The following is a 19,189-nucleotide window of genomic DNA, read 5'->3' on the forward strand; positions in this document are numbered from 1 at the left end:
CCATGAAGCTGAGGTTGAGGGTCACACAGGAAAACCGTTTGCCCCTGATCCTGTCACTGGTGCTGCACCTGGTGATCGGCGGGCTCTTTGCCATGAGCTGGGCACCGAGCCAATCCGTACCCAAGGTGCCGCGTCATATTGGTGTGGTCGCGGTACAGGCTGATACACTACCACCTTCAGCTGAAGAACGCCGGAAACAGGCTCAGGCGGAGCAGGAGCGCAAAGCCAGGGAAGCCCTGCGAAAGAAACTGGAAGCGAAGCGCAAGGCTGAAGCCAAACGCAAGGCGGAAGAGGCCCGACGGCGCAAGGCTGAAGCTGCACGAAAGCAGGAGGAAGCCCGCAAGCAGGCGGAGGCCAAACGCAAAAAGCAGGCAGCGCTGGCGCTGAAGAAAAAGCAGGAAGAAGAAAAGCGACGTCAGGAAGAGGCCCGTCGCAGTCAGGCGGAGGCCGAGAAGGCACGTCGGCAGGCCGAGGCGGAGCGTCGCAAGGCAGAGGAAGCGGCACGGGCGGAAGCTGAGGCCAAACGCCAGGAAATGCTCCGGCGTGAGCGAGAGGCCGAGCTGGCCCGCGAAGCGGCCGAGATGCAGGAGCGTCTGAAACGCGAGGAAGCGGAACGCGCCCGGGCCCGCGAACAGCAAATGCTCGCCGAGCGGGACCGTTATATCGTGCTCATTCGTCAGGCGGTGGAACGGAGCTGGCGCAAGCCGGCGGACTGGAAGCCGGGGCTGGTGGTTGACCTGCGCATCGAGCTGTTGCCCACCGGAGAGCTGAAGTCCGTGAGCATCGAGCGCAGCAGCGGCAATGCCGCCTTCGACCGGTCGGCGCTCAGTGCTGCCAGTTCGGTCAGCCGGTATCCGGTACCGAAGGACAATAGACAACTGTTTGAGCGTGAGTTCCGATCATTGATACTGAGATTCAAACCCGAGGAGTGACCGTGCACAGAACAGGAATCCAGGCTCGTCAGCTGATATTCGGGCTGCTGATGCTGGTGCAGACCATGATGGCACGCGCGGATCTGGTGATCGAGATCACCCAGGGGGTGGACAGTGCATTGCCCATTGCCATCGTGCCATTTCGTGTGCTCAGCGAACAGTCACCCACCGAGGATCTGGCCGGGATCATTTCCGATGACCTGCTGCGCACTGGTGAGTTTGCACCCTTGCCAACCGAGCGGATGCTGAGTCTGCCGGCCGTCGGAAAGGATATCTATTTCAGAGAGTGGCGCCTGCTCGGCCAGCGTTATATTGTCGTGGGCCAGGTGCGCGTGTCACCGGCAGATCAGCAGGTTGAGCTGACCTATGAACTTTATGATGTCTCCAGCCAGCAGCGTGTGCTGGGAGAGCGGATTGCGGCCCCCCTGAACCAGCAGCGACGGCTGGCCCACCGTGTGGCCGATGCCGTCTATGAAGCCCTCACCGGCGTTCGGGGCGTGTTTTCCACCCGGATCGCCTATGTGCTTCTCCGGAACACGTCGAAGGGTGTCCGTTATGTGCTGGAGGTTGCCGATGCGGATGGTCGCAATGCGCGTGTGATTGCCGAGTCAGCACAGCCCATCATTTCACCCTCCTGGTCACCGGATGGTCGCCAGATCGCATATGTCTCCTTTGAGCGCAGACGACGACCGGCAATCTTCATTCAGGATGTCAGAACAGGGGCGCGCAGACAAATCCAGCAGTTTGAAGGCCTGAACAGTGCGCCTGCATGGTCGCCTGATGGCCGCAAGCTGGCTCTGACCCTGTCCAAGGACGGGAATGCGGAAATCTATATTCTGGATCTGACCACCAACCGGCTGCGCCGGCTGACCAATCACTGGGCCATCGACACCGAACCCAGCTGGTCTCCGGATGGTCGTTCACTGGTCTTTACGTCCGACAGGGGAGGTGGTCCGCAGATCTACCAGATCAGCGCGGAAGGCGGGGCACCGGTACGTTTGACCTTTGAAGGACGTTATAATGCACGTCCCCGGTTCAGTGATGACGGCCTCAAGGTGTATTATGTGCACCAACGCGACGGTGCTTTCCATGTCGCAGCGCTGGATCTCGGAACCCGTGAAACCACAGTGCTGTCAGATACGGGCATGGATGAATCACCGAGTGTGGCCCCGAACGGAAAGATGGTCATTTATGCCACCCAGCGCAAGGGCAAAGGAGTACTTGCGGTTGTCTCCGTGGTGACTGGCAGCCGCTACCTGTTGCCGTCGCAGGATGGTGATGTGAGGGAGCCCGCCTGGTCTCCCTGGCTGAAACCCTGAACAGAACAACCTGAAAACTGATGATCCACCAAAAAGGAAACTGAAAAATGATGACACTTAACTTCAAAAATCTTGCCGCACTGGCACTCACAGCATTCGTACTGGCGGGCTGCAGCAGCACTCCGACCCAGGATGAACAGGCCGGAAACACCGAAACCGTGGGTGTGGTGGATCAGCAGGGCGGTGATGCCACCACCTATGGTGCAGGCGATGAAGCCGGCATGACCAGCGAAGAACTGGCTGCCCAGCAGGCCGTACAGGAGAAGGAAGCACAGGATCGTGAAATGGCCGCTCTGCGTGAAGTGCGCACCTTCTACTTTGATTTCGACAAGTCCGTGCTGAAGCCTGAAGCCCACCTGCCTCTGAAGGCGCACGCTGCATTCCTGGCAGCCAACCCGGACAAGAAGGTGGTGCTGAACGGTTATACCGATGAGCGTGGCACCAAGGAATACAACCTGGCGCTGGGTGAGCGTCGCGCCAAGGCGGTGGCGCGCTTCCTGGTTGCCAATGGTGCATCGCCCGCGCAGATCGAAGTGGTGTCCTACGGTGAGGAATTCCCTGCTGTTGCCGGGCACAACGAAGCCGCCTGGGCCAAGAACCGCCGCGTGGTTCTGGAATACAAGTAAGCCTTGCAGAGGAGCCGGCACATGACAAGATCAGGCATACGACTTGTTTCATCGGTAGCCGGTCTCTGGCTGGGCAGTACGACTCTGCTGTGGGCGGCACCACCGCCCACGCAGGTCTTGCAGGTTGTGGAAGAAGCGCCGGCAGCCGGCCAGGCATCACCCTCAGGTACGGATGCCTTGCTGATGGTTCAGCAGCTGCAGGAAGAGGTGCGTACGCTGCGTGGGCAGGTGGAAGCACTGCAGTTCGAGATCCGGAAAATGAAGGATCAGGAACGTCAGCGCTATATCGATCTGGACCAGCGGATTCTCGATCTGTCCAGGCTGGTGGCGGAACGGCTATCCGGGCCCGCAGTGCAGACGCCACCGGTTTCTGCCAAAGATTCTGACGCCGCACAGACTCCACCCCCCGCCAGTACCCCGGGCAACTCTCCGTCTCCGGACAAGACTCAGCCCCCAAGTCCCGAACAGCAGCGCCAGTATCAGGCGGCTTTCGAACTGGTCCGGCAGCAGAAGTTCAAGGAGGCCATTGGTGCTTGGCTGGATTTCATATCGGCCTGGCCCGACAGCGACCTGACAGCCAATGCCTATTACTGGCTGGGAGAAGTCTATCTGGTGGAAGGTGAACTGGAGAAGGCTGAGCAAGCGTTTATAGTCGTGCTCGGTCGCTATCCGGATCATCGCAAGGCCCCGGATGCCCGATTCAAGCTGGGCGTGGTCTATCATCGCCAGGGCAAGGTGAATGAGGCGCGGGAGGCGCTGCGCACGGTGGTGGAGAACTACCCGGACAGCCATGCGGCGGATCTGGCAAAAACCTACCTGAGCAAGCTTGAATAGCCTGTGAAATCCGGCAAAACCTGACTGGCCGGCACTGGTGACAACCGGTGGTGCCGGGTATACTGTTGCCGAATGAGAGGAGGAAGCTGATGTCGGTAGAGCAGTTCGAGCAACTGAGCATGGTCTTGCTCATCGGAGGCCTGATCCTGTTCATGGGATTTATCGTCTGGGATCTGGCAAAGCGCTCCAATGCGGGTCGCTTTGGTACGGCGGTTCTCTTTTTGCCCTGGGCCTCGGGGTTGTCGGATTCCTGATCAAGACGGTTATTGTCGAAGTCATGCATATCTGACCGGAATGGGGCGCATCAGCCTCCTTCCGGAAGCGTGCAAAGCCTTGAGATTCGTGTGGAGCTCAGGGCTTTGTTTTTGAAGTCTCTGTTACCCAGTCTGAAAACCCCCCTTCATGATTGGCGGTATCCAGTAGCGCTTTGTAAAGCGCCCGCATATCGTGCTGCAGCGCGCGTGTTGCAGTGATGTCCGGTCGTTTCTCTGCCGTATGACCATAACAGCGCGCCGCAAGATCATTCAACGCTTGCCGGATACGCTGTGCCAGGTCCTCGTTTCCGCCATGCCGGCGTGCCATGGGCGTCACGCTTTCCAGCCATAATTCGGCCTCCCGAAGAAAACCCGAAACATCCCGCTCCACCTTGGGGGGAGGCGGCAAGGGCTGGCGAGTGAGGGTGTGTCGGGCCCCGGCGCTGGCGGCCTCTCGCCTGTGACGGTACCAGACAAGGCCGGCCGTGAAAGTCCAGCCCAGCGCCAACAAGCCGGCCAGTATTTTCCAGAACCATTGTGCCGGGTCGTCCCCCCGTATCCGTGTTGCCGGAGGTGGTTGCCGGGAGTGCCAGCTGATCTCCGGTCACGTTCAGTGTGCGCGGGGGCAGGGTGACCTGCCCGGCTTTATCCGCAACCGTGTTCCAGTAGCGGATTTCAATGGCCGGGAGTGTGTAGGTGCCCGGGCGGGTGGGAACAATCGCCCAGGCCACCCTGAGCCTTCCGGTCAGGCCATAGGCGGTTTCTCGGGTGTCTCGCTGGGCGGGTTGCGGATAGATGCGTATGCCTTCCAGCAGGGTCGGGACAACAATCTCCGGAAGATCAGCCGCATCCAGCCCCAGTGCTTCAAGGGTGATTTCCCGGGTGAGGCTGTCTCCCACTTTCAGATCGGTGGTGTCGGGTGTCCAGGTTTCGGTCATGGACAGGCGTCGCGCAGGCAGCCAGGGTGAAGATGCACTCTCCGGTACGGGTTTGACCGTCAGTGTCAGCTCCGGCGATGACGCGATGCGTTTGGTGAGCGTCTTGCGGATATCATGGATGAGCAGGCCTTCAAAGGTGACGGGCGGGATCGTCAGTTTTACGGGCTTGCGGGGGAACAGGGCATAGCGTCGGGCCAGTCCGTGATAGGCCTTGCCGTTGATCAGCCGGGTAAACTCGGTCTGCTTGCCCAATTGGCGGATGACCAGGTCCGGGTGGTCCGGGTGTGGCCACTGCCCGCGTGCCATGTCCTCACGGTAGAGCAGGCGCATGTTGAGAATGCGTTGTTCGCCCACATAGGCTTCATCATCATCCAGTTCGGCCTCGATGCGTACCGGGGCATCCGAGGTCGGGGCGGCAGGTGCCTCCCGCACCGTGAGAGAGAGTGCGGGGGTTTTTTCCTTCTGCCAGCGCAGGGGAGGGATCCTGATCTCGCCGGTGCGCTTGGGCACCAAGGTATATTCCCAGAAGATGCGGGTCTCGCTCACATTGTTGGTGAACTGCATGCTGTAGCGCTGATCCTGACCCAGAATTTCGAAATCCTGCTCCAGTACGGATGTGTCCGGTTGCGGCACCTTGAGGGTGTTCAGGTCAAACAGACTGAACGGCGTGTCCTCCAGCAGCGCTGTCACCGTGAGTGTAACCGTTTCGCCCTGCTGAACTTCGTTCCGGTCGATCGATGCGGTAAGCTCGGCCTGAGTGAGGGTGGCCAAGAGGAGCAGCAGGCTCCCGATAAGGTACCGGGCGTACCGGAAGTGCATGGTTACCATATGGGTTCTCCCTTGTCGGGACGTTCGTCCCGCTCCCTGTACTGTTGCATGAACTTGCGTTGAAGCAGTTGTCCGGGGGTATCCGGTATGCGGCGCAGCCAGCGCCTGAGCTCGTCATCGGAGAGGCCGGGCTGGCCGGCGGTTGTCGTGCCATCCGTCGCGGCATCCGTCTCCGGTTTGTCTGGCTTCGGCTGCCCGCTGGTCTCTCCGGCGGCCGATGGATCCCGGCTCTTCCCGGATTTCCGGTTTTCCAGGGCACCTGGTTGCCGCTCATCAGCCCCCGCATCAGCCGGATTGCCGCGCGTGCGCAGCTCGGGAGACGGACCGGATGTCTGATCCTCGTTCTGCTGTCCCGAAGTTGGTGTCCGGCTCGTCTGATCGCCGCTTCCGGATTGTCGGCCCTGCTGATCGCGGGTGCCGGACTGACCCGATCGATCGGAAGCGTTGCCCGGCCCGGTCTGGTCATTCTGGTGGCCCGGATTGCGCTGACCCTCCTGATTTTGCCGGTTGTCCTGTCCCTGCTGACCACCTGATCCGGACTCTCTTTTGAGCCGGTCAAGCAGCTCCAGATTCCGCCTGGCCTGCTCCAGATCGGGGTTCAGTGCCAGCGCCCTGAGCCACGCTTCCTTCGCGCCTTCCAGATCACCGGATTGGGCCAGGGCGTTGCCCCGGTTGTAATGTCCGGTTGCGGTCGGGTCCTTCCCGAAGGCACGGGCAGCTTCACGGTACTTGCCGGCCCGATACAGGGCGGCACCCTTCAGGGCGGGATCACGGGCAAGCCGGGCTGCGGTATCGGCATCCCCCTCCTGCAGGGCTTGCCAGGCGCGCTGATCCGGATTCAGCCAGAGATCCTGCCATTCCAGCGCTCTGGCCGGTGACGGTGCCGCACCCAGCACGAGAACGATGCAGGCGGGCAGTACAAGCCGCGGCATGAGCATCAGCCAGAGCACCAGCAGGGGAATCAGCAGCCAGTGGCCGACGTCCTGACGGCTGAGCCGGGTGCGCAGGGCGTCGGACTTCCGGAGCTGCCCTTCGGCGCTCAGCAGGGCGTTCAGATCCAGATCATCCGGCCGTGAGAATGCCCACTGCAAGAGATTCTCCCGTGCCAGTTGGTCCAGTGAATTAACCTCGGCACGGGCCATGACCAACTGCCCGTTTTCTTCCAGAAAGCCCTGTCCGGGAATGGGAATGGGCGCACCTTCGGGCGTGGCCGTCAGCAGCCAGCTCACCCGGCCGGGCCAGTCTTTCAGTCCTGCTCTGAAGTCGTCCAGATGATCCGGATTCAGTCCGTCGCCCAGTATCAGCATGTCGGCATCCTGACCCGGCTTGAGCATCTCCCGGGCCCGCATCATCAGGCGATCGGGCCGGCTTCCCGGGGCCGGCATGATGGCCGGAGACAGGTCGGGCAGCATGAGCCGGAGGGTGTCATGATCGCGTGTAAAGGGCACGACACGAAAGGCATCACCGGCCCAGGCCATGAGTGCAATGTCGCGGTCCGGCGCGCGCCTCAGCACGTCCTGTATCTCCTGGCGCGCTCTCTCCAGACGGGAGGGTGGCAGATCCTGGGCGAACATGGACAGCGACAGATCCAGCGCCAGCACCAGCGGGCGGGACTGAATGAATCCTTCCGGCACCTGTCTGGGCAGGGTCGGACCGGCGAGTGTGAGAATGGACAGTGCGGCAAACAGCCGAAGCAGGTGCTTTGCGGCGGGCCGCCCCCGGCTGGTGCGGTGCGCCGGAATCAGCAGGTGGCGCAGCAAACCCGGATGAATCACGCCGGCCAGCTTCCCTGGCGCGGCAAATCCGCCCAGCCAGTGTGGCAGCCAGGGGACCAGGAGCAGCGCCAGAAGGACCCAGGGGTGTGTCCACTGCAGGTCAGGCATGCGCGAACCTCCGGTACAACGAGCTGCCGAGCCAGATCAGCCAGGCTGCGAGCAGGGGCCAGTGATGGAGTGGCTGAAGCGGACGGACAATGGGGCCTTCCTCGGTGACAGGTTCCAGCATGTCCAGGGCGGCATAAGCCATTTCCAGTTCGGGTGCGCTGCGCGCATTGAAAAAGGTCCCCCCAGTCACTCGTGCAATCTGCTCGAGGGTATCCAGATCGGCGGCGTCATCGCGTACATCGGGCGTGCCGATGCCGACCGTGTGGATCACGATGCCGGCCTGTGCAGCCTGCCGGGCGGCTTCAAGCGGGTCGACGGTGCCCGCCGTATTGGCACCATCCGTCAGCAGTACCAGCACCCGGCGTTGTGCAGGCAGCGCACTCAGTTTCTTGATGGCCAGTCCGATGGCATCACCGATGGCCGTGCGATCGCCGGCCAGACCGATGCGTGTCTCGAGCAGGAGGGTGCGCAGGGTCTCCAGATCGAAAGTGAGGGGGACGTGGAGATAGGCCTGGCGACCGAACACGATCAGGCCCATGCGGTCTCTCTTCCGACGTTCGATGAACTGCTCGACGACCCGGTGGACGGCCTGCAGCCGGGAAACACGATAACCGTTCACGATCATGTCATCCTCACCCATGCTGGGAGACAGGTCTACTGCAAGCATCATGCTGCGGGCTTGCTGTTGCAGGGGAATCGGTTCGCCTTCCATGACCGGCCGTGCCGCGGCCACCACCAACAGGGTCCAGACGAGGGCAAGGGGCAAGGGCAGCGGCTTCCGCCTTGTCCGGTTTGCCGTCACGGTTTCCGGCTGTGCCAGTGTCAGTTGCGGGTAGTACAGCAATTGTGAGGCCGGCGGTGAAGCCTGAGCGGTCTGGCTGCGCCAGCGCAGTACCAGCCACGGCAGAGGCCAGGCCAGCAGGATCCACCACCACACGAATGTCATGCTTTCACCTTTCGGAGCCAGTGAATCACGGCGCGCTTCAGTTGTTCCGGATCGGGAATGCCATCCGGACGATAGGGGGCCTCGGCTAGCTGCTTCAGGACTTCACGGTCTTCGGGGGCCAGAGCAGGGCCTTGCTGCAGCATCCATTGTACCCAGGCGTCACCCTGAGCGGCCGGGGGAGCGGCCAGCCAGCGTACCGCATAGCCCTTGAGCAGACGATTGATCTCCGCCGCATTGTGCGCCCGGCGGATGGCCCCGAGGGCGCGCCTGCGGGCCCGCCAGCGCGGCCAGACCCGCCACAGGCGGCGAATGATCCGGAGCAGTGCAACCAGCAGAACGAGGGCAAGCAGCCACCAGCCGGGCGCCGGGGGCCAGAAACCGGGCTCCCCGGGCAGGATGATATCCTCGATCGGCAGCGGCATCATGGCCGGACACCCCCCGACAGATGAAGCAGTTGTTCCAGTACCGGCCGTTCCGTGCTCAGGCGCAGGTGGGGAATGCCCTGGTCGCGCAACGCATTGTGCACCGGCGTCATCCAGTCCTTTGGTTTCGGTTGCCAGAGGCCGGTGTGGAGGCCGTCCGTGACCGGGATGGGATCCGGTGGTCCGCTGAGGTCGAGGGGGTCCTGAATGAGGATCACCAGCGGACTGAGCCGGGGACGGAGGCTGGCCAGTGCCAGCAGGACCTCTGCGGTCACCTGGCTTGCGGTGGTGATCAGGGCCAGGCTGCCACGCGCGGCACGGTGTTGCCGGATGGCCTGAAGGGAACGGGCGAGCACTGCGCCGGGCTCACCGGCGGCCAAGCTCTGGCGGTCGGCGGCCGGATTCAGCAGCAGATGATGCCGGAGCAGTTGGTGCAGCCGGGGAAGAAGATGTCGCCGGTGACGAACCGCCCGGATCGGTGTGTTGCGTTCGCCGGGTATCGTCAGTGCAACCGGATCGTGGCAGCCGAACGCCTGCCATGCCAGCAATGCCGCCAGCTCGGCAGCGATGGCCGCGCGTGTCGTGTGTACACTGCCGAAAAACATGGCGGGACTCTGATCCACCAGGATCCAGCGCGGCTGTTCGTGTTCCGCATGCCAGGTCCGGACATGGGGCTTGCCCTGGCGTGCAGTGACTTTCCAGTCGAGATCCCGAAGCGGGTCGCCGTACTGATACAGCCGGTGCTCGGCAAAGGACATGCCCGAACCCGGCCGCCTGGCAACCTGAAAACCGCTCTGTTCACTCAGGGACTTCAGCCGGAGCAGGTCCGGCAGGCGCGTGGCCGGTTGTTCCAGTGCCATCAGTGCGGTCATGTCCGTCCAGGGCGAACCGGTGGTGGTCATGGCGCAGGAACCCGCTCCATCAGCAGCCGGATCACGTCATCGGTGGTGAGGCCTTCGGCCTCGGCGGTGTAGTGCAGGATAAGCCGATGCCGGAGAACATCCGGCAACACGGCCTGAATGTCCGCCGGAGTCACAAACGCCTTGCCCGTCAGCCAGGCATGTGCCCGGGCACAGCGGTCCAGGGCCAGGGTAGCCCGGGGCGACGCACCATAGGCAAGCTTCGAGGTAATGGGTTCCGGGCCGTGACCCGCACGGGTGGCGGTGATCAGTGCCACGATATAGCGCTCCACCTCGTCACTCATGTAAAGATCCAGCAGTGCGCGTCGTGCCTGGCGGATTTCATCCACAGTCAGCGGTGTGAAGGGGTAATCGGGGGCCGACCGGGCTTCTTCCCGGGTCAGACGAAGAATGTCCAGCTCATCCGCCGGAGAGGGGTAATCCACGATCAGGTGCAGCAGGAAGCGATCAAGCTGGGCTTCGGGCAGCGGATAGGTGCCTTCCTGTTCGATGGGGTTCTGGGTGGCCATGACCATGAACAGTTCCGGCAGCCGCAGTTCGCGGCCGTAGGCCGTCACCTGGCGCTCGGCCATGGCTTCCAGCAGGGCACTCTGAACCTTGGCCGGAGCCCGGTTGATTTCGTCGGCCAGAATCAGCGAGTGAAAGATGGGGCCTTCCACAAATTCGAACTCGGCTGTTTCCTGACGGAAGATTTCCGCACCGATGATGTCGGCGGGGAGCAGGTCGGGTGTGAACTGAATCCGTTTGAAGCTGGCCTCGATGGCCCGGGACAGCGCCTGAACCGCCCGGGTCTTGGCCAGTCCGGGAGGTCCTTCCACCAGCAGGTGACCATCTGCCAGCAGGGCAATCAGCAAACGCTGCACCAGCCGGTGCTGGCCAATGATCTGATGTTCGAGGTGGGTGGTCAAGTCGGCAAATCGGGCCTGAATTGTCATGGGTTTCCGCTACGCACAATCACTGAGGACAGGTTGAAAAGCTATTCTGCTATAAAGGGTTAAGTCTAACACTTAAAAATTCTTTATTTCTGCAGAAGTGCGCATTTTTTCGACATTGCACTACGCTTATGAGAAGCGTGGGCTCGACAACAAGACCAATTTGAACAGGGTGTGGTATGAAACTGACAGCACTTGAAGAACGCGACGAATTTTTTGAACTGCTGGACCGAGAGCTGGAGAGTCGGCTGAAGACCGGAGCCTCGGATGATATCAGGCAGTTTGCCCGTTATTTCTATGAGGTGTCGCCCTTGGAAGAGTTGCGTGAAAAGCGTCTCGGTGACGCCTATGGCGCGGTGCTGTCAAGCTGGAAGTTTCTTGAAACCTACAAGCCCGGGAAGGCCAAGGTGGAGGTCTCCAACCCGAATCTTGAGGAAAACGGCTGGCAGTCCACCCATACCGTGATCACGCTGGTGATGCCGAACATGCCGTTCATTGTTGATTCCGTCCGGATGGCATTGACCCGGCTTGAGCTCAATATTTACGCCATGCACAACGCGGTACTGAAAGTCCAGCGCACGGCCGGGGGCAAGCTCAAAAAGCTTCTGGGGCGACATGAAAAGGACAAGGCCACGGGCTGTGAGGCATTCATGTACGTGGAAGTGGATCGCCACAGCAGCGCCAGGGATCTGGAAAACATTCGCGCAGAGCTGGTCACTGTTCTGAACGAGGTGGAGACCGCTGTCGCCGATTACCCGCTGATGAAAGAGAAGGCCATTGAGCTGGCACAGGCTTTCAGCAAGAAAATCAAAGGGGTCGATGACGCAGAGCGTCGGGAAGCTCAGGCCTTTCTCGATTGGTTGTCCAAGGATCACTTCACTTTTCTCGGATATGACGAATATACCTATGAAAAGGCAGGGGATGACCTGGAAATTCGTCAGGTAGCCAAATCGGAACTGGGGATTCTGAAAAGTCATCAGGAGCGACCCCGCAAGTTCATGTTGTCTTCGCTGCCCCGGCAGGCCCGGGAGCGCATCGCCGGGCCCGAGATCTTTATCTTCTCCAAGTCTGCAGAACGTTCACGTGTCCATCGGCCCGCTTATCCGGACTATGTGTCGGTCAAGCGCTATAACGCGAAGGGTGAGGTCGTCGGTGAGGCACGCTTCCTGGGACTGTACACTTTCCGGGTCTATAATGATCTGACAGAGGAAATCCCGCTTGTCCGGCGGAAGATTGCCTACGTCAAGCAGGAGTCAGGATTCGACCCGAATGATTATGCGGGCAAGGAGCTGGATCAGATCCTGGCGGTCTATCCACGTGATGAACTGTTCCAGATCAGCAAGGAGCAGTTGCTCGAAGCTGCGCTGGGAATTCTCTATATTCAGGAACGTCGCAAGATCCGGTTGTTCATGCATGAAGACGTGTACGGTCAGTTCGTGACCGCTCTGGTCTTCGTCCCGCGTGACATTTACAGCACCCGGCTGCGCATGAAGATCGCGGAAATCCTGTCCGGTGAACTGGGTGCAGAGGATCTGGAATTCTTTACCTACTATTCCGAATCGGTGCTCGCCCGGACGCAGTTCATCCTGCGCGTGCCTCCGGCCGAGAACCGTGAACTGCCGGTGGAGGAATTGCAGGCCCGGATCGTTGCAGCCGCACAGTCCTGGCAGGACGGACTGGTCGAGGCCTTGAGCGAGGCCTGCGGTGAAGAGCGGGCGGCACGGCTGATTCAGGAGTTTCAGGATGCATTCCCCAGTGCCTACCAGGAGGATTTCTCACCGCGCAGGGCTGTGATCGATATTGATCACATGGAGAGTCTGTCGTCCGAAATGCCGCTGGCCATGAGCTTCTACAAGGCTCTGGAGGAGGATGACAAGATCCTCCATTTCAAGCTGTACCATGAAGGCACCAGTGTACCCCTTTCGGATGTCTTGCCTGTCTTCGAGAATCTGGGTCTGCGGGTGATTGGGGAGCACCCATACGAGGTGAGGGCGCGCAGCGGCAAGGTCGTCTGGATACATGACTTTGCCCTCCAGAGCCGCGATGAGGCGATCGTCGATATTGCCCGTATCCGCAAGATCTTTGAGGATCTGTTCCTGCGTGTCTGGCTGCGACAGGCAGAAAACGATACCTTCAACCGGTTGGTGCTGGCTGCCCATCTGGACTGGCGCCAGATTTCCATGCTGCGCAGCTACGCCCGCTACATGCGCCAGATCCGCTTCGGATACTCCCAGACCTTCATTGCCAACACGCTCGCCAATCACGTGGGTATCGCCCGCATGTTGCTGGAACTGTTCGAGGCGCGTTTCGACCCGGCACGTTTCAAGTCGGCCGAACAATGCGAGGCGGCTCAGCAGAATATTCTCAACGATATCAATACTGAACTGGATGAGGTGTCCAATCTGAGTGAGGACAAGGTGCTGCGCCGCTATGTGGAGCTGATCAGGGCCACGGTGCGGACAAACTATTACCAGACCGATGCACAGGGCCACCACAAGCCCTATATGTCCTTCAAGATGTTGCCGTCGAAGATACCCGGCGTCCCCAAGCCTGTCCCCATGTATGAAATTTTCGTCTATTCACCCCAGGTGGAAGGGGTGCACCTGCGTGGTGGCAAGGTGGCGCGGGGTGGCTTGCGCTGGTCGGATCGTTATGAAGATTACCGTACCGAGGTGCTTGGCCTGGTGAAGGCACAGCAGGTGAAGAACAGCGTCATCGTGCCGGTTGGAGCCAAGGGCGGCTTCGTGGCCAAGCAACTGCCCGAGGGCGATCGGGAAGCCTGGTTGCGGGAAGGGATTGCCTCCTACAAGACCTTTGTTCGGGGGCTGCTGGATGTGACCGACAACAACCGTGGCGGAGAGGTGATTCCACCGCCGAATGTGGTGCGACATGACGAGGATGACTACTACCTGGTCGTGGCCGCTGACAAGGGAACAGCCACCTTCAGCGATATTGCCAACAGCATCTCCGCAGAGTATGACTTCTGGCTGCGGGATGCGTTTGCGTCCGGTGGCAGCCAGGGCTACGACCACAAGAAAATGGGCATCACGGCCCGCGGGGCATGGGTTTCCGTTCAGCGCCATTTCCGCGAGATGGGGCTCAACACCGATACCGACGAGTTTACTGCTGTGGGCGTGGGTGACATGTCCGGTGATGTGTTCGGCAACGGTATGCTTCTCTCCGACAAGATGAAGTTGGTCGCGGCATTCAATCACATGCATATCTTTGTGGATCCCGATCCGGACCCGGCTGCGGCATTCAGAGAGCGCCAGCGCCTGTTCAATCTTCCCCGCTCCACCTGGGCAGATTATGACGCCAAACTCATTTCAAAGGGTGGCGGGGTATTTTCGCGCAGTGCGAAGTCCATTCCCATTTCCGAGGAAATGAAGGCCCGCTTCGGCATTACCCAGGACAAGCTGCCGCCCAACATGCTCATCAAGGCCATTCTGAAGGCCGAGGTGGATCTGCTCTGGTTCGGCGGCATCGGCACCTACGTGAAGGCGACCTCCGAGTCTCAGGCCGATGCCGGGGACAAGGCCAATGATACCATCCGTATCAATGGTGAGGACCTCCGTGCCAAGGTGGTGGGAGAGGGTGCCAACCTGGGCATGACACAACGTGGCCGTATCGAATATGCCATAAAGGGCGGCCGCCTGAATACGGATTTTGTGGACAACTCCGCGGGCGTGGACTGCTCGGACCATGAGGTCAACATCAAGATTTTGCTGAACGGAATTGTGGACGAGGGCGACATGACCATGAAGCAGCGCAACAAGCTGCTGGAGGACATGACCGATCAGGTCGCCTGGCTGGTGCTGAAGAACAACTACCGGCAGACTCAGGCCCTCAGTATTGCGCAGTTCGAATCGTTCGAGCGGGTCGAGGAGTATCGTCGCCTGATCAATACCCTGGAAGGTCTGGGCAAGCTCGACCGGGCTCTGGAGTATATTCCGGATGACGACACCATCACCGAGCGCAAGAGTCGTGGTGAGGGGCTGGCGCGACCCGAGCTGTGTGTGCTCAACTCCTACGTGCGTGGCTACCTCAAGGAGGTGCTGATCGACAGCGAGCTGGTGGAAGATCCGTACCTGATCCGGGAACTGCACAATGAATTCCCGTCAGTACTGGTGCGCAATTATGGCAACGCGATTGCCAGCCATCGTCTGCGCCGCGAGATCATCGCCACGCAACTCGCCAACGATCTGGTCAACCACATGGGCATTACCTTTGTGGAGCGCATGCGTCAGTCCACCGGGGCGACGATGGAGAATATCGTCAAGGCCTATGTCATCGCCCGTGATGTGTTTGATATGGAAAGCATCTGGGCTGAAATTGAGGCCCTGGACTACCAGGTCAGCGCGGAAACCCAGATCCGCATGATGACAGAGCTGATGCGGCTGGTACGGCGCGCCACCCGCTGGTTCCTGCGCAACCGTCGACGCGAACTCAATATCGAGTTGAGCATGGAGAGCTTCCGGGATCATGTGAGGGCCATTGCAGAAGGCTTGCCTGATCTGCTGGCCAGCAATCAGAAAGCCCAGCATGAAGAAAGGCGGCAGTTCCTGTTGGAGAGGGGGGTGCCGGAATCGCTGGCAAATACCATTGCCGGGACCTTGTTCCTGTATTCCGCTCTGGGCATCATTGAAGCCCATGAGGAAAGCCAGAAGGCGCTGGATTATGTGGCGCGCATGTTCTTTACCGTTGGCGAGGTGCTCGACCTCCAGTGGTTCAATGACCAGCTCAACAAGGCCAAACCGGCAACTCATTGGCAGGCACTGGCTCGGGAGAGCTTCAGGGAGGATCTGGACTGGCAGCAGCGCTCACTGACCGTCGGGCTGTTACAGTTGGGTGATGTGCCTGAAGACATTGATGCCCGGTTGGAAGCCTGGACCGAACGTCACGGTGAACTGATTGCACGCTGGCGTGCCATGCTGACCGAGCTGAAAGCCAGCAAACAGCCGGAGATGGCCATGTATTCCGTGGCGCTACGGGAGTTGCTGGATCTGGCTCAGAGCACGGTACACTGCGCAGAGTGCCCCTGATTGCGCCCATGCCATCACTGTACCTGCGCCTGGATCTGAGTGCCGAACAACTGCAGCGCCTGTACCGGGAGCCGGTACAGGTCGTTCGGGCAGTATCCGAAGATGGGCGACGCATCCAGTTTCCCGTGAACGCCATCCGGCCTTATATCCGGCGGGATGGTGTGCACGGGCGGTTTGAACTGGTCTTTGACGAACGCTACAAGCTGGTGGATTTCAGGCCAGCCTGAACCGCATCGGCAGGATCAGAATCTCAGATAGGCCACCAGTCGTCCGCCATCGATCCCTTCTTTGGTATGGTGTGGAACGAGTTGCCATTGCATCTCGCTGAGCATGGGAGCAACGGTGCGCGGTGTGTAGCTGCGCCAGAACCGTGTCAGTGTGTGGGGGTGTGTGCGCAACCTCAGTTCGTTGACCAGGGCACCGGTTACAAACTGTATGGCGCCGTCTTCGGGACGGCCGTCATCCAGGGCGATAACCAGCCCGGCAGCGAAAGAGACGGCCAGTCCGGCCTTTCGGTGTGTATGCGCATAAAGGGCTTCGGTTCTGCCCGCTTCAATCAGCAGGTTCTCTACCTTGGCCAGATTGCGCTCCTTGGGGTACTTCAGTTTACGGGTGGCTGTCTTGAGTCCCTCGGCATAGATGGACTTTTCCAGAAGCATGCCGGCCAGGCCAAGGGCCGAGGTGGTGGCGGAAACCCGCGCATCGTAGCGTGCAGCCTTGTTGTCCGTTGACTCCGCAAAGGCAATGTTACCGAGCATGGAGGCGCCGTAGATGCCCACCCAGGACCATTTCCAGATGGACTCCTTGTGCTGTGCTTCCTCAAAGGCGGCCTTGATGGCAGTTATGGAGCGCCGGGCTTTATCCTTGCTGATCTCAGCATGGAGGACACCTGTCGTGGCGAGAGCGAGGATCAGGCATAACGCCCGGCTAAATATGTTTGACAAACCAGAATTTCTCCCAGGCATTCATCACCTTTTCCGGATACCAGGTCTTTCCGGCACTCCCGTTATAGCGGGCCAGTGCCCGAATCAGGTTGCCTTTCTCCTTCTGGTAATAATGCTTGAGAATGGTCACGCCGTAACGTAAATTTGTCTCAATTTTGAAAAGATTATCCTGCGGACGGCCGATTTCTTCTTTCCAGAAGGGCATGACCTGCATGAGTCCCTGGGCACCGACCGGGGACAGGGCAAATTCATCAAACCGGCTTTCCACATGAATCACCGCCAGAACCAGCTCGGGTGACAGGCCGGCGCGGGTTGCCTCGGCATGCACCAGCCTGAGCAGACGGATGCGCTTCTCCGGATCCCTGACATAACGCTCCAGCCGGGCGGACATGTCCACCAGCCAGACTTCCGCATCAAAGCGATCATTGAAACTGCTCTGGTCGTTCGCGGCCTCCTTGAGCAGGCGTCGCAGCTCAGGGTCCACATCTGGCGCAGGGCCGCTCCAGGTGGCCCCGGCCAGGCAGAGCAGGCAGCCGAGCAGGACTGCCCGCAACAGATCAGGGCGCAAGCAGACGCTCGCGAAGCTGTGCTTCGGCTTCGGCCAGCGGAATGTCCTGACTGCTTTCATCCGTTCGACCCTTGTACTCCAGAGTGCCGGCTTTCAGGCCACGGTCGCTGATCACCACACGGTGCGGGATGCCAATCAGCTCCATGTCGGCGAATTTCACGCCCGGGCGCTCGTTACGATCATCCAGAAGCACATCATAGCCGGCGGCGCGCAGGCGTGCATAGAGCTCTTCGCCCGCTTCGCGAACTGCGTCAGATTTGTGTGCGTTGAGCGTGACAATCACCAGCTGGAAGGGCGCAATGGCCTCCGGCCAGATAATGCCCCGGTCATCATGGTTCTGCTCGATGGTCGCCGCCACGACGCGGCTGACGCCAATGCCGTAGCACCCCATCTGCATGATGACCGACTTGCCGTTTTCATCCAGCACCGCGGCGTTCATGGCACGGCTGTACTTGTCGCCCAGCTTGAAGACATGGCCGACTTCAATCCCCTTTCTGAGCACGAGCACGCCTTTGCCGTCCGGGCTCGGATCGCCCTCCACCACATTGCGGATGTCGGCCACCTCATTCAGCGGCACATCCCGCTCCCAGTTGACGCCGGTCAGGTGGACACCTTCCTTGTTGGCACCACAGACAAAATCGGCCAGTACGGCCGCACTGCGGTCCACCACTGTCCGGATGCTCAGACCCACCGGCCCCAGTGAGCCGGGCGCGCAACCGGTCGCCGCGCGGACGGACTCATCGTCCATGAATTCGGGCTCGTCATTCAGATCCAGCACCTTCTTCAGCTTGACCAGGTTGAGTTCATGATCGCCGCGCAGCACGACCGCCACGGGCTCCCCGTCACAAGAAAGCACGAGCGTCTTGACGGTGCTTTCGACCGGTACTTTCAGGAAGGCACTGACCTCACTGATGGTCTTCTGATCCGGCGTGGCCACCTCCTGCATGGGCTCGGAGGGTGCCGGACGGGATGCCAGCGTGACCGCTTCTGCCAGCTCGATGTTGGCGGCATAGTCGCTTTCCGTGGAGAAGGCGATGATATCCTCGCCGGAATCCGCCAGTACATGGAACTCGTGCGAGGCATTGCCACCGATGCTGCCGGAGTCTGCCGCCACGGCACGGAAGTCCAGCCCCAGACGGCTGAAGATGCGTGTATAGGTGTCATACATGACCTCGTAGGTCTCGTCCAGTGAGGCACTGTCCAGATGGAAGGAATAGGCGTCCTTCATCAGGAATTCCCGTGCACGCATGATACCGAAGCGGGGGCGGCGCTCGTCCCGGAACTTGGTCTGAATCTGGTAGAAATTGGCCGGAAGCTGCTTGTAGCTGCGGATTTCGTTGCGTACAAGATCGGTGATCACTTCCTCATGTGTCGGGCCCACGCAGAATTCCCGGTCATGGCGGTCACGCACACGCAGCAACTCGGCACCGTATTGATTCCAGCGGCCGGACTCCTGCCAGAGTTCCGCCGGCTGGATGGCGGGCATCAGCAGCTCCTGGGCACCGGAGCGATCCATTTCCTCACGCACGATGCGTTCAACCTTGCGCAGGACGCGCAGCCCCAGGGGCAGCCAGTTGTACAGGCCGGAAGCGAGCTTGCGGATCATGCCCGCGCGCAGCATCAGTTGATGACTGATGACTTCTGCATCAGCCGGGGTTTCTCTCAGGGTGGCAATCAGGTACTGACTGGCTCGCATGGTGGGGTATTCTCCGGTAAATTCAGTGATGAGGGTATTTTAGGGAGCGGGGCAGGCAATCACAACCATTGTCGGCCTTGGCAGGCAAGGGCGGATCAGGCATGA

16 protein-coding genes are annotated in these 19,189 nt (G+C 60.4%); 7 read left to right on the plus strand and 9 right to left on the minus strand.

From position 1 onward, the window contains the following. Positions 1-2: 2 nt before the first annotated feature. The 5 genes from tolA (at position 3) to AAIA72_RS01340 (ending at position 3,965) form a co-directional block, all read left to right on the plus strand. Positions 3-932, plus strand: a complete 930-nt coding sequence (tolA, locus tag AAIA72_RS01320) for a cell envelope integrity protein TolA (protein ID WP_369601654.1) — start codon at positions 3-5, stop codon at positions 930-932. Between the two features lie 2 nt (positions 933-934). After that, on the plus strand, positions 935-2,251 hold the full coding sequence (gene tolB / locus AAIA72_RS01325; RefSeq protein ID WP_369601655.1) for a Tol-Pal system beta propeller repeat protein TolB: 1,317 nt from the start codon (positions 935-937) through the stop codon (positions 2,249-2,251). 47 nt (positions 2,252-2,298) lie between these two features. Continuing rightward, positions 2,299-2,877 carry a peptidoglycan-associated lipoprotein Pal gene (gene pal / locus AAIA72_RS01330; RefSeq protein ID WP_369601656.1) on the plus strand — a complete coding sequence of 193 codons (579 nt, stop codon included), beginning with the start codon at positions 2,299-2,301 and terminating at the stop codon, positions 2,875-2,877. 21 nt (positions 2,878-2,898) lie between these two features. Beyond that, positions 2,899-3,711, plus strand: coding sequence for a tol-pal system protein YbgF (gene ybgF / locus AAIA72_RS01335; RefSeq protein ID WP_369601657.1), 813 nt, complete (start codon positions 2,899-2,901; stop codon positions 3,709-3,711). Positions 3,712-3,800: 89 nt separating this feature from the next. After that, positions 3,801-3,965, plus strand: a complete 165-nt coding sequence (locus AAIA72_RS01340; protein WP_369601658.1) for a DUF2788 domain-containing protein — start codon at positions 3,801-3,803, stop codon at positions 3,963-3,965. A gap of 266 nt (positions 3,966-4,231) precedes the next feature. On the opposite strand, the gene AAIA72_RS01345 is transcribed toward AAIA72_RS01340, so the two are convergent. Genes AAIA72_RS01345 through AAIA72_RS01370 form a run of 6 tightly spaced genes read right to left on the minus strand, consistent with a single transcriptional unit; the run spans position 4,232 to position 10,837 of the window. Continuing rightward, positions 4,232-5,731 (minus strand): BatD family protein, encoded by a 1,500-nt coding sequence (locus AAIA72_RS01345; protein ID WP_369601659.1) that lies wholly within the window; start codon positions 5,729-5,731, stop codon positions 4,232-4,234. Beyond that, positions 5,725-7,614 (minus strand): VWA domain-containing protein, encoded by a 1,890-nt coding sequence (locus AAIA72_RS01350; RefSeq protein WP_369601660.1) that lies wholly within the window; start codon positions 7,612-7,614, stop codon positions 5,725-5,727. Before AAIA72_RS01350 ends, AAIA72_RS01345 begins: the two co-directional genes overlap by 7 nt. Further along, positions 7,607-8,560 (minus strand): VWA domain-containing protein, encoded by a 954-nt coding sequence (locus AAIA72_RS01355; RefSeq protein WP_369601661.1) that lies wholly within the window; start codon positions 8,558-8,560, stop codon positions 7,607-7,609. Before AAIA72_RS01355 ends, AAIA72_RS01350 begins: the two co-directional genes overlap by 8 nt. After that, on the minus strand, positions 8,557-8,985 hold the full coding sequence (locus tag AAIA72_RS01360) for a DUF4381 domain-containing protein (protein WP_369601662.1): 429 nt from the start codon (positions 8,983-8,985) through the stop codon (positions 8,557-8,559). Before AAIA72_RS01360 ends, AAIA72_RS01355 begins: the two co-directional genes overlap by 4 nt. After that, a complete protein-coding gene (locus tag AAIA72_RS01365; protein WP_369601663.1) occupies positions 8,982-9,884 on the minus strand; it encodes a DUF58 domain-containing protein in 903 nt (300 codons plus the stop codon). The genes AAIA72_RS01360 and AAIA72_RS01365 overlap by 4 nt, the downstream gene beginning before the upstream one ends. Next, on the minus strand, positions 9,881-10,837 hold the full coding sequence (locus tag AAIA72_RS01370; protein WP_369601664.1) for an AAA family ATPase: 957 nt from the start codon (positions 10,835-10,837) through the stop codon (positions 9,881-9,883). The genes AAIA72_RS01365 and AAIA72_RS01370 overlap by 4 nt, the downstream gene beginning before the upstream one ends. Before the next feature lie 176 nt (positions 10,838-11,013). On the opposite strand from AAIA72_RS01370, the gene AAIA72_RS01375 reads away from it, so the two are divergent. Both AAIA72_RS01375 and AAIA72_RS01380 read left to right on the plus strand, forming a co-directional pair. Further along, positions 11,014-15,876: an NAD-glutamate dehydrogenase gene (locus AAIA72_RS01375; protein WP_369601665.1), complete on the plus strand. Its 4,863-nt coding sequence runs from the start codon at positions 11,014-11,016 to the stop codon at positions 15,874-15,876. Positions 15,877-15,884: 8 nt separating this feature from the next. Next, the gene (locus tag AAIA72_RS01380; RefSeq protein WP_369601666.1) at positions 15,885-16,103 is read left to right on the plus strand and encodes a DUF2835 family protein; all 219 of its coding nucleotides are present in this window, start codon (positions 15,885-15,887) and stop codon (positions 16,101-16,103) included. A gap of 15 nt (positions 16,104-16,118) precedes the next feature. Here AAIA72_RS01380 and AAIA72_RS01385 read toward each other — a convergent pair whose 3' ends face one another. Genes AAIA72_RS01385 through AAIA72_RS01395 form a run of 3 tightly spaced genes read right to left on the minus strand, consistent with a single transcriptional unit; the run spans position 16,119 to position 19,084 of the window. Continuing rightward, entirely contained in the window at positions 16,119-16,820 is a 702-nt protein-coding gene (locus AAIA72_RS01385) for a hypothetical protein (RefSeq protein WP_369601667.1), read from the minus strand. Then, positions 16,804-17,388 (minus strand): lytic transglycosylase domain-containing protein, encoded by a 585-nt coding sequence (locus AAIA72_RS01390; RefSeq protein ID WP_369601668.1) that lies wholly within the window; start codon positions 17,386-17,388, stop codon positions 16,804-16,806. The genes AAIA72_RS01385 and AAIA72_RS01390 overlap by 17 nt, the downstream gene beginning before the upstream one ends. Further along, positions 17,378-19,084 (minus strand): proline--tRNA ligase, encoded by a 1,707-nt coding sequence (locus AAIA72_RS01395; protein WP_369601669.1) that lies wholly within the window; start codon positions 19,082-19,084, stop codon positions 17,378-17,380. The genes AAIA72_RS01390 and AAIA72_RS01395 overlap by 11 nt, the downstream gene beginning before the upstream one ends. Positions 19,085-19,189: the final 105 nt, after the last annotated feature.

The organism is Thermohahella caldifontis, from assembly GCF_041153465.1.
Lineage (GTDB): Bacteria > Pseudomonadota > Gammaproteobacteria > Pseudomonadales > Oleiphilaceae > Thermohahella > Thermohahella caldifontis.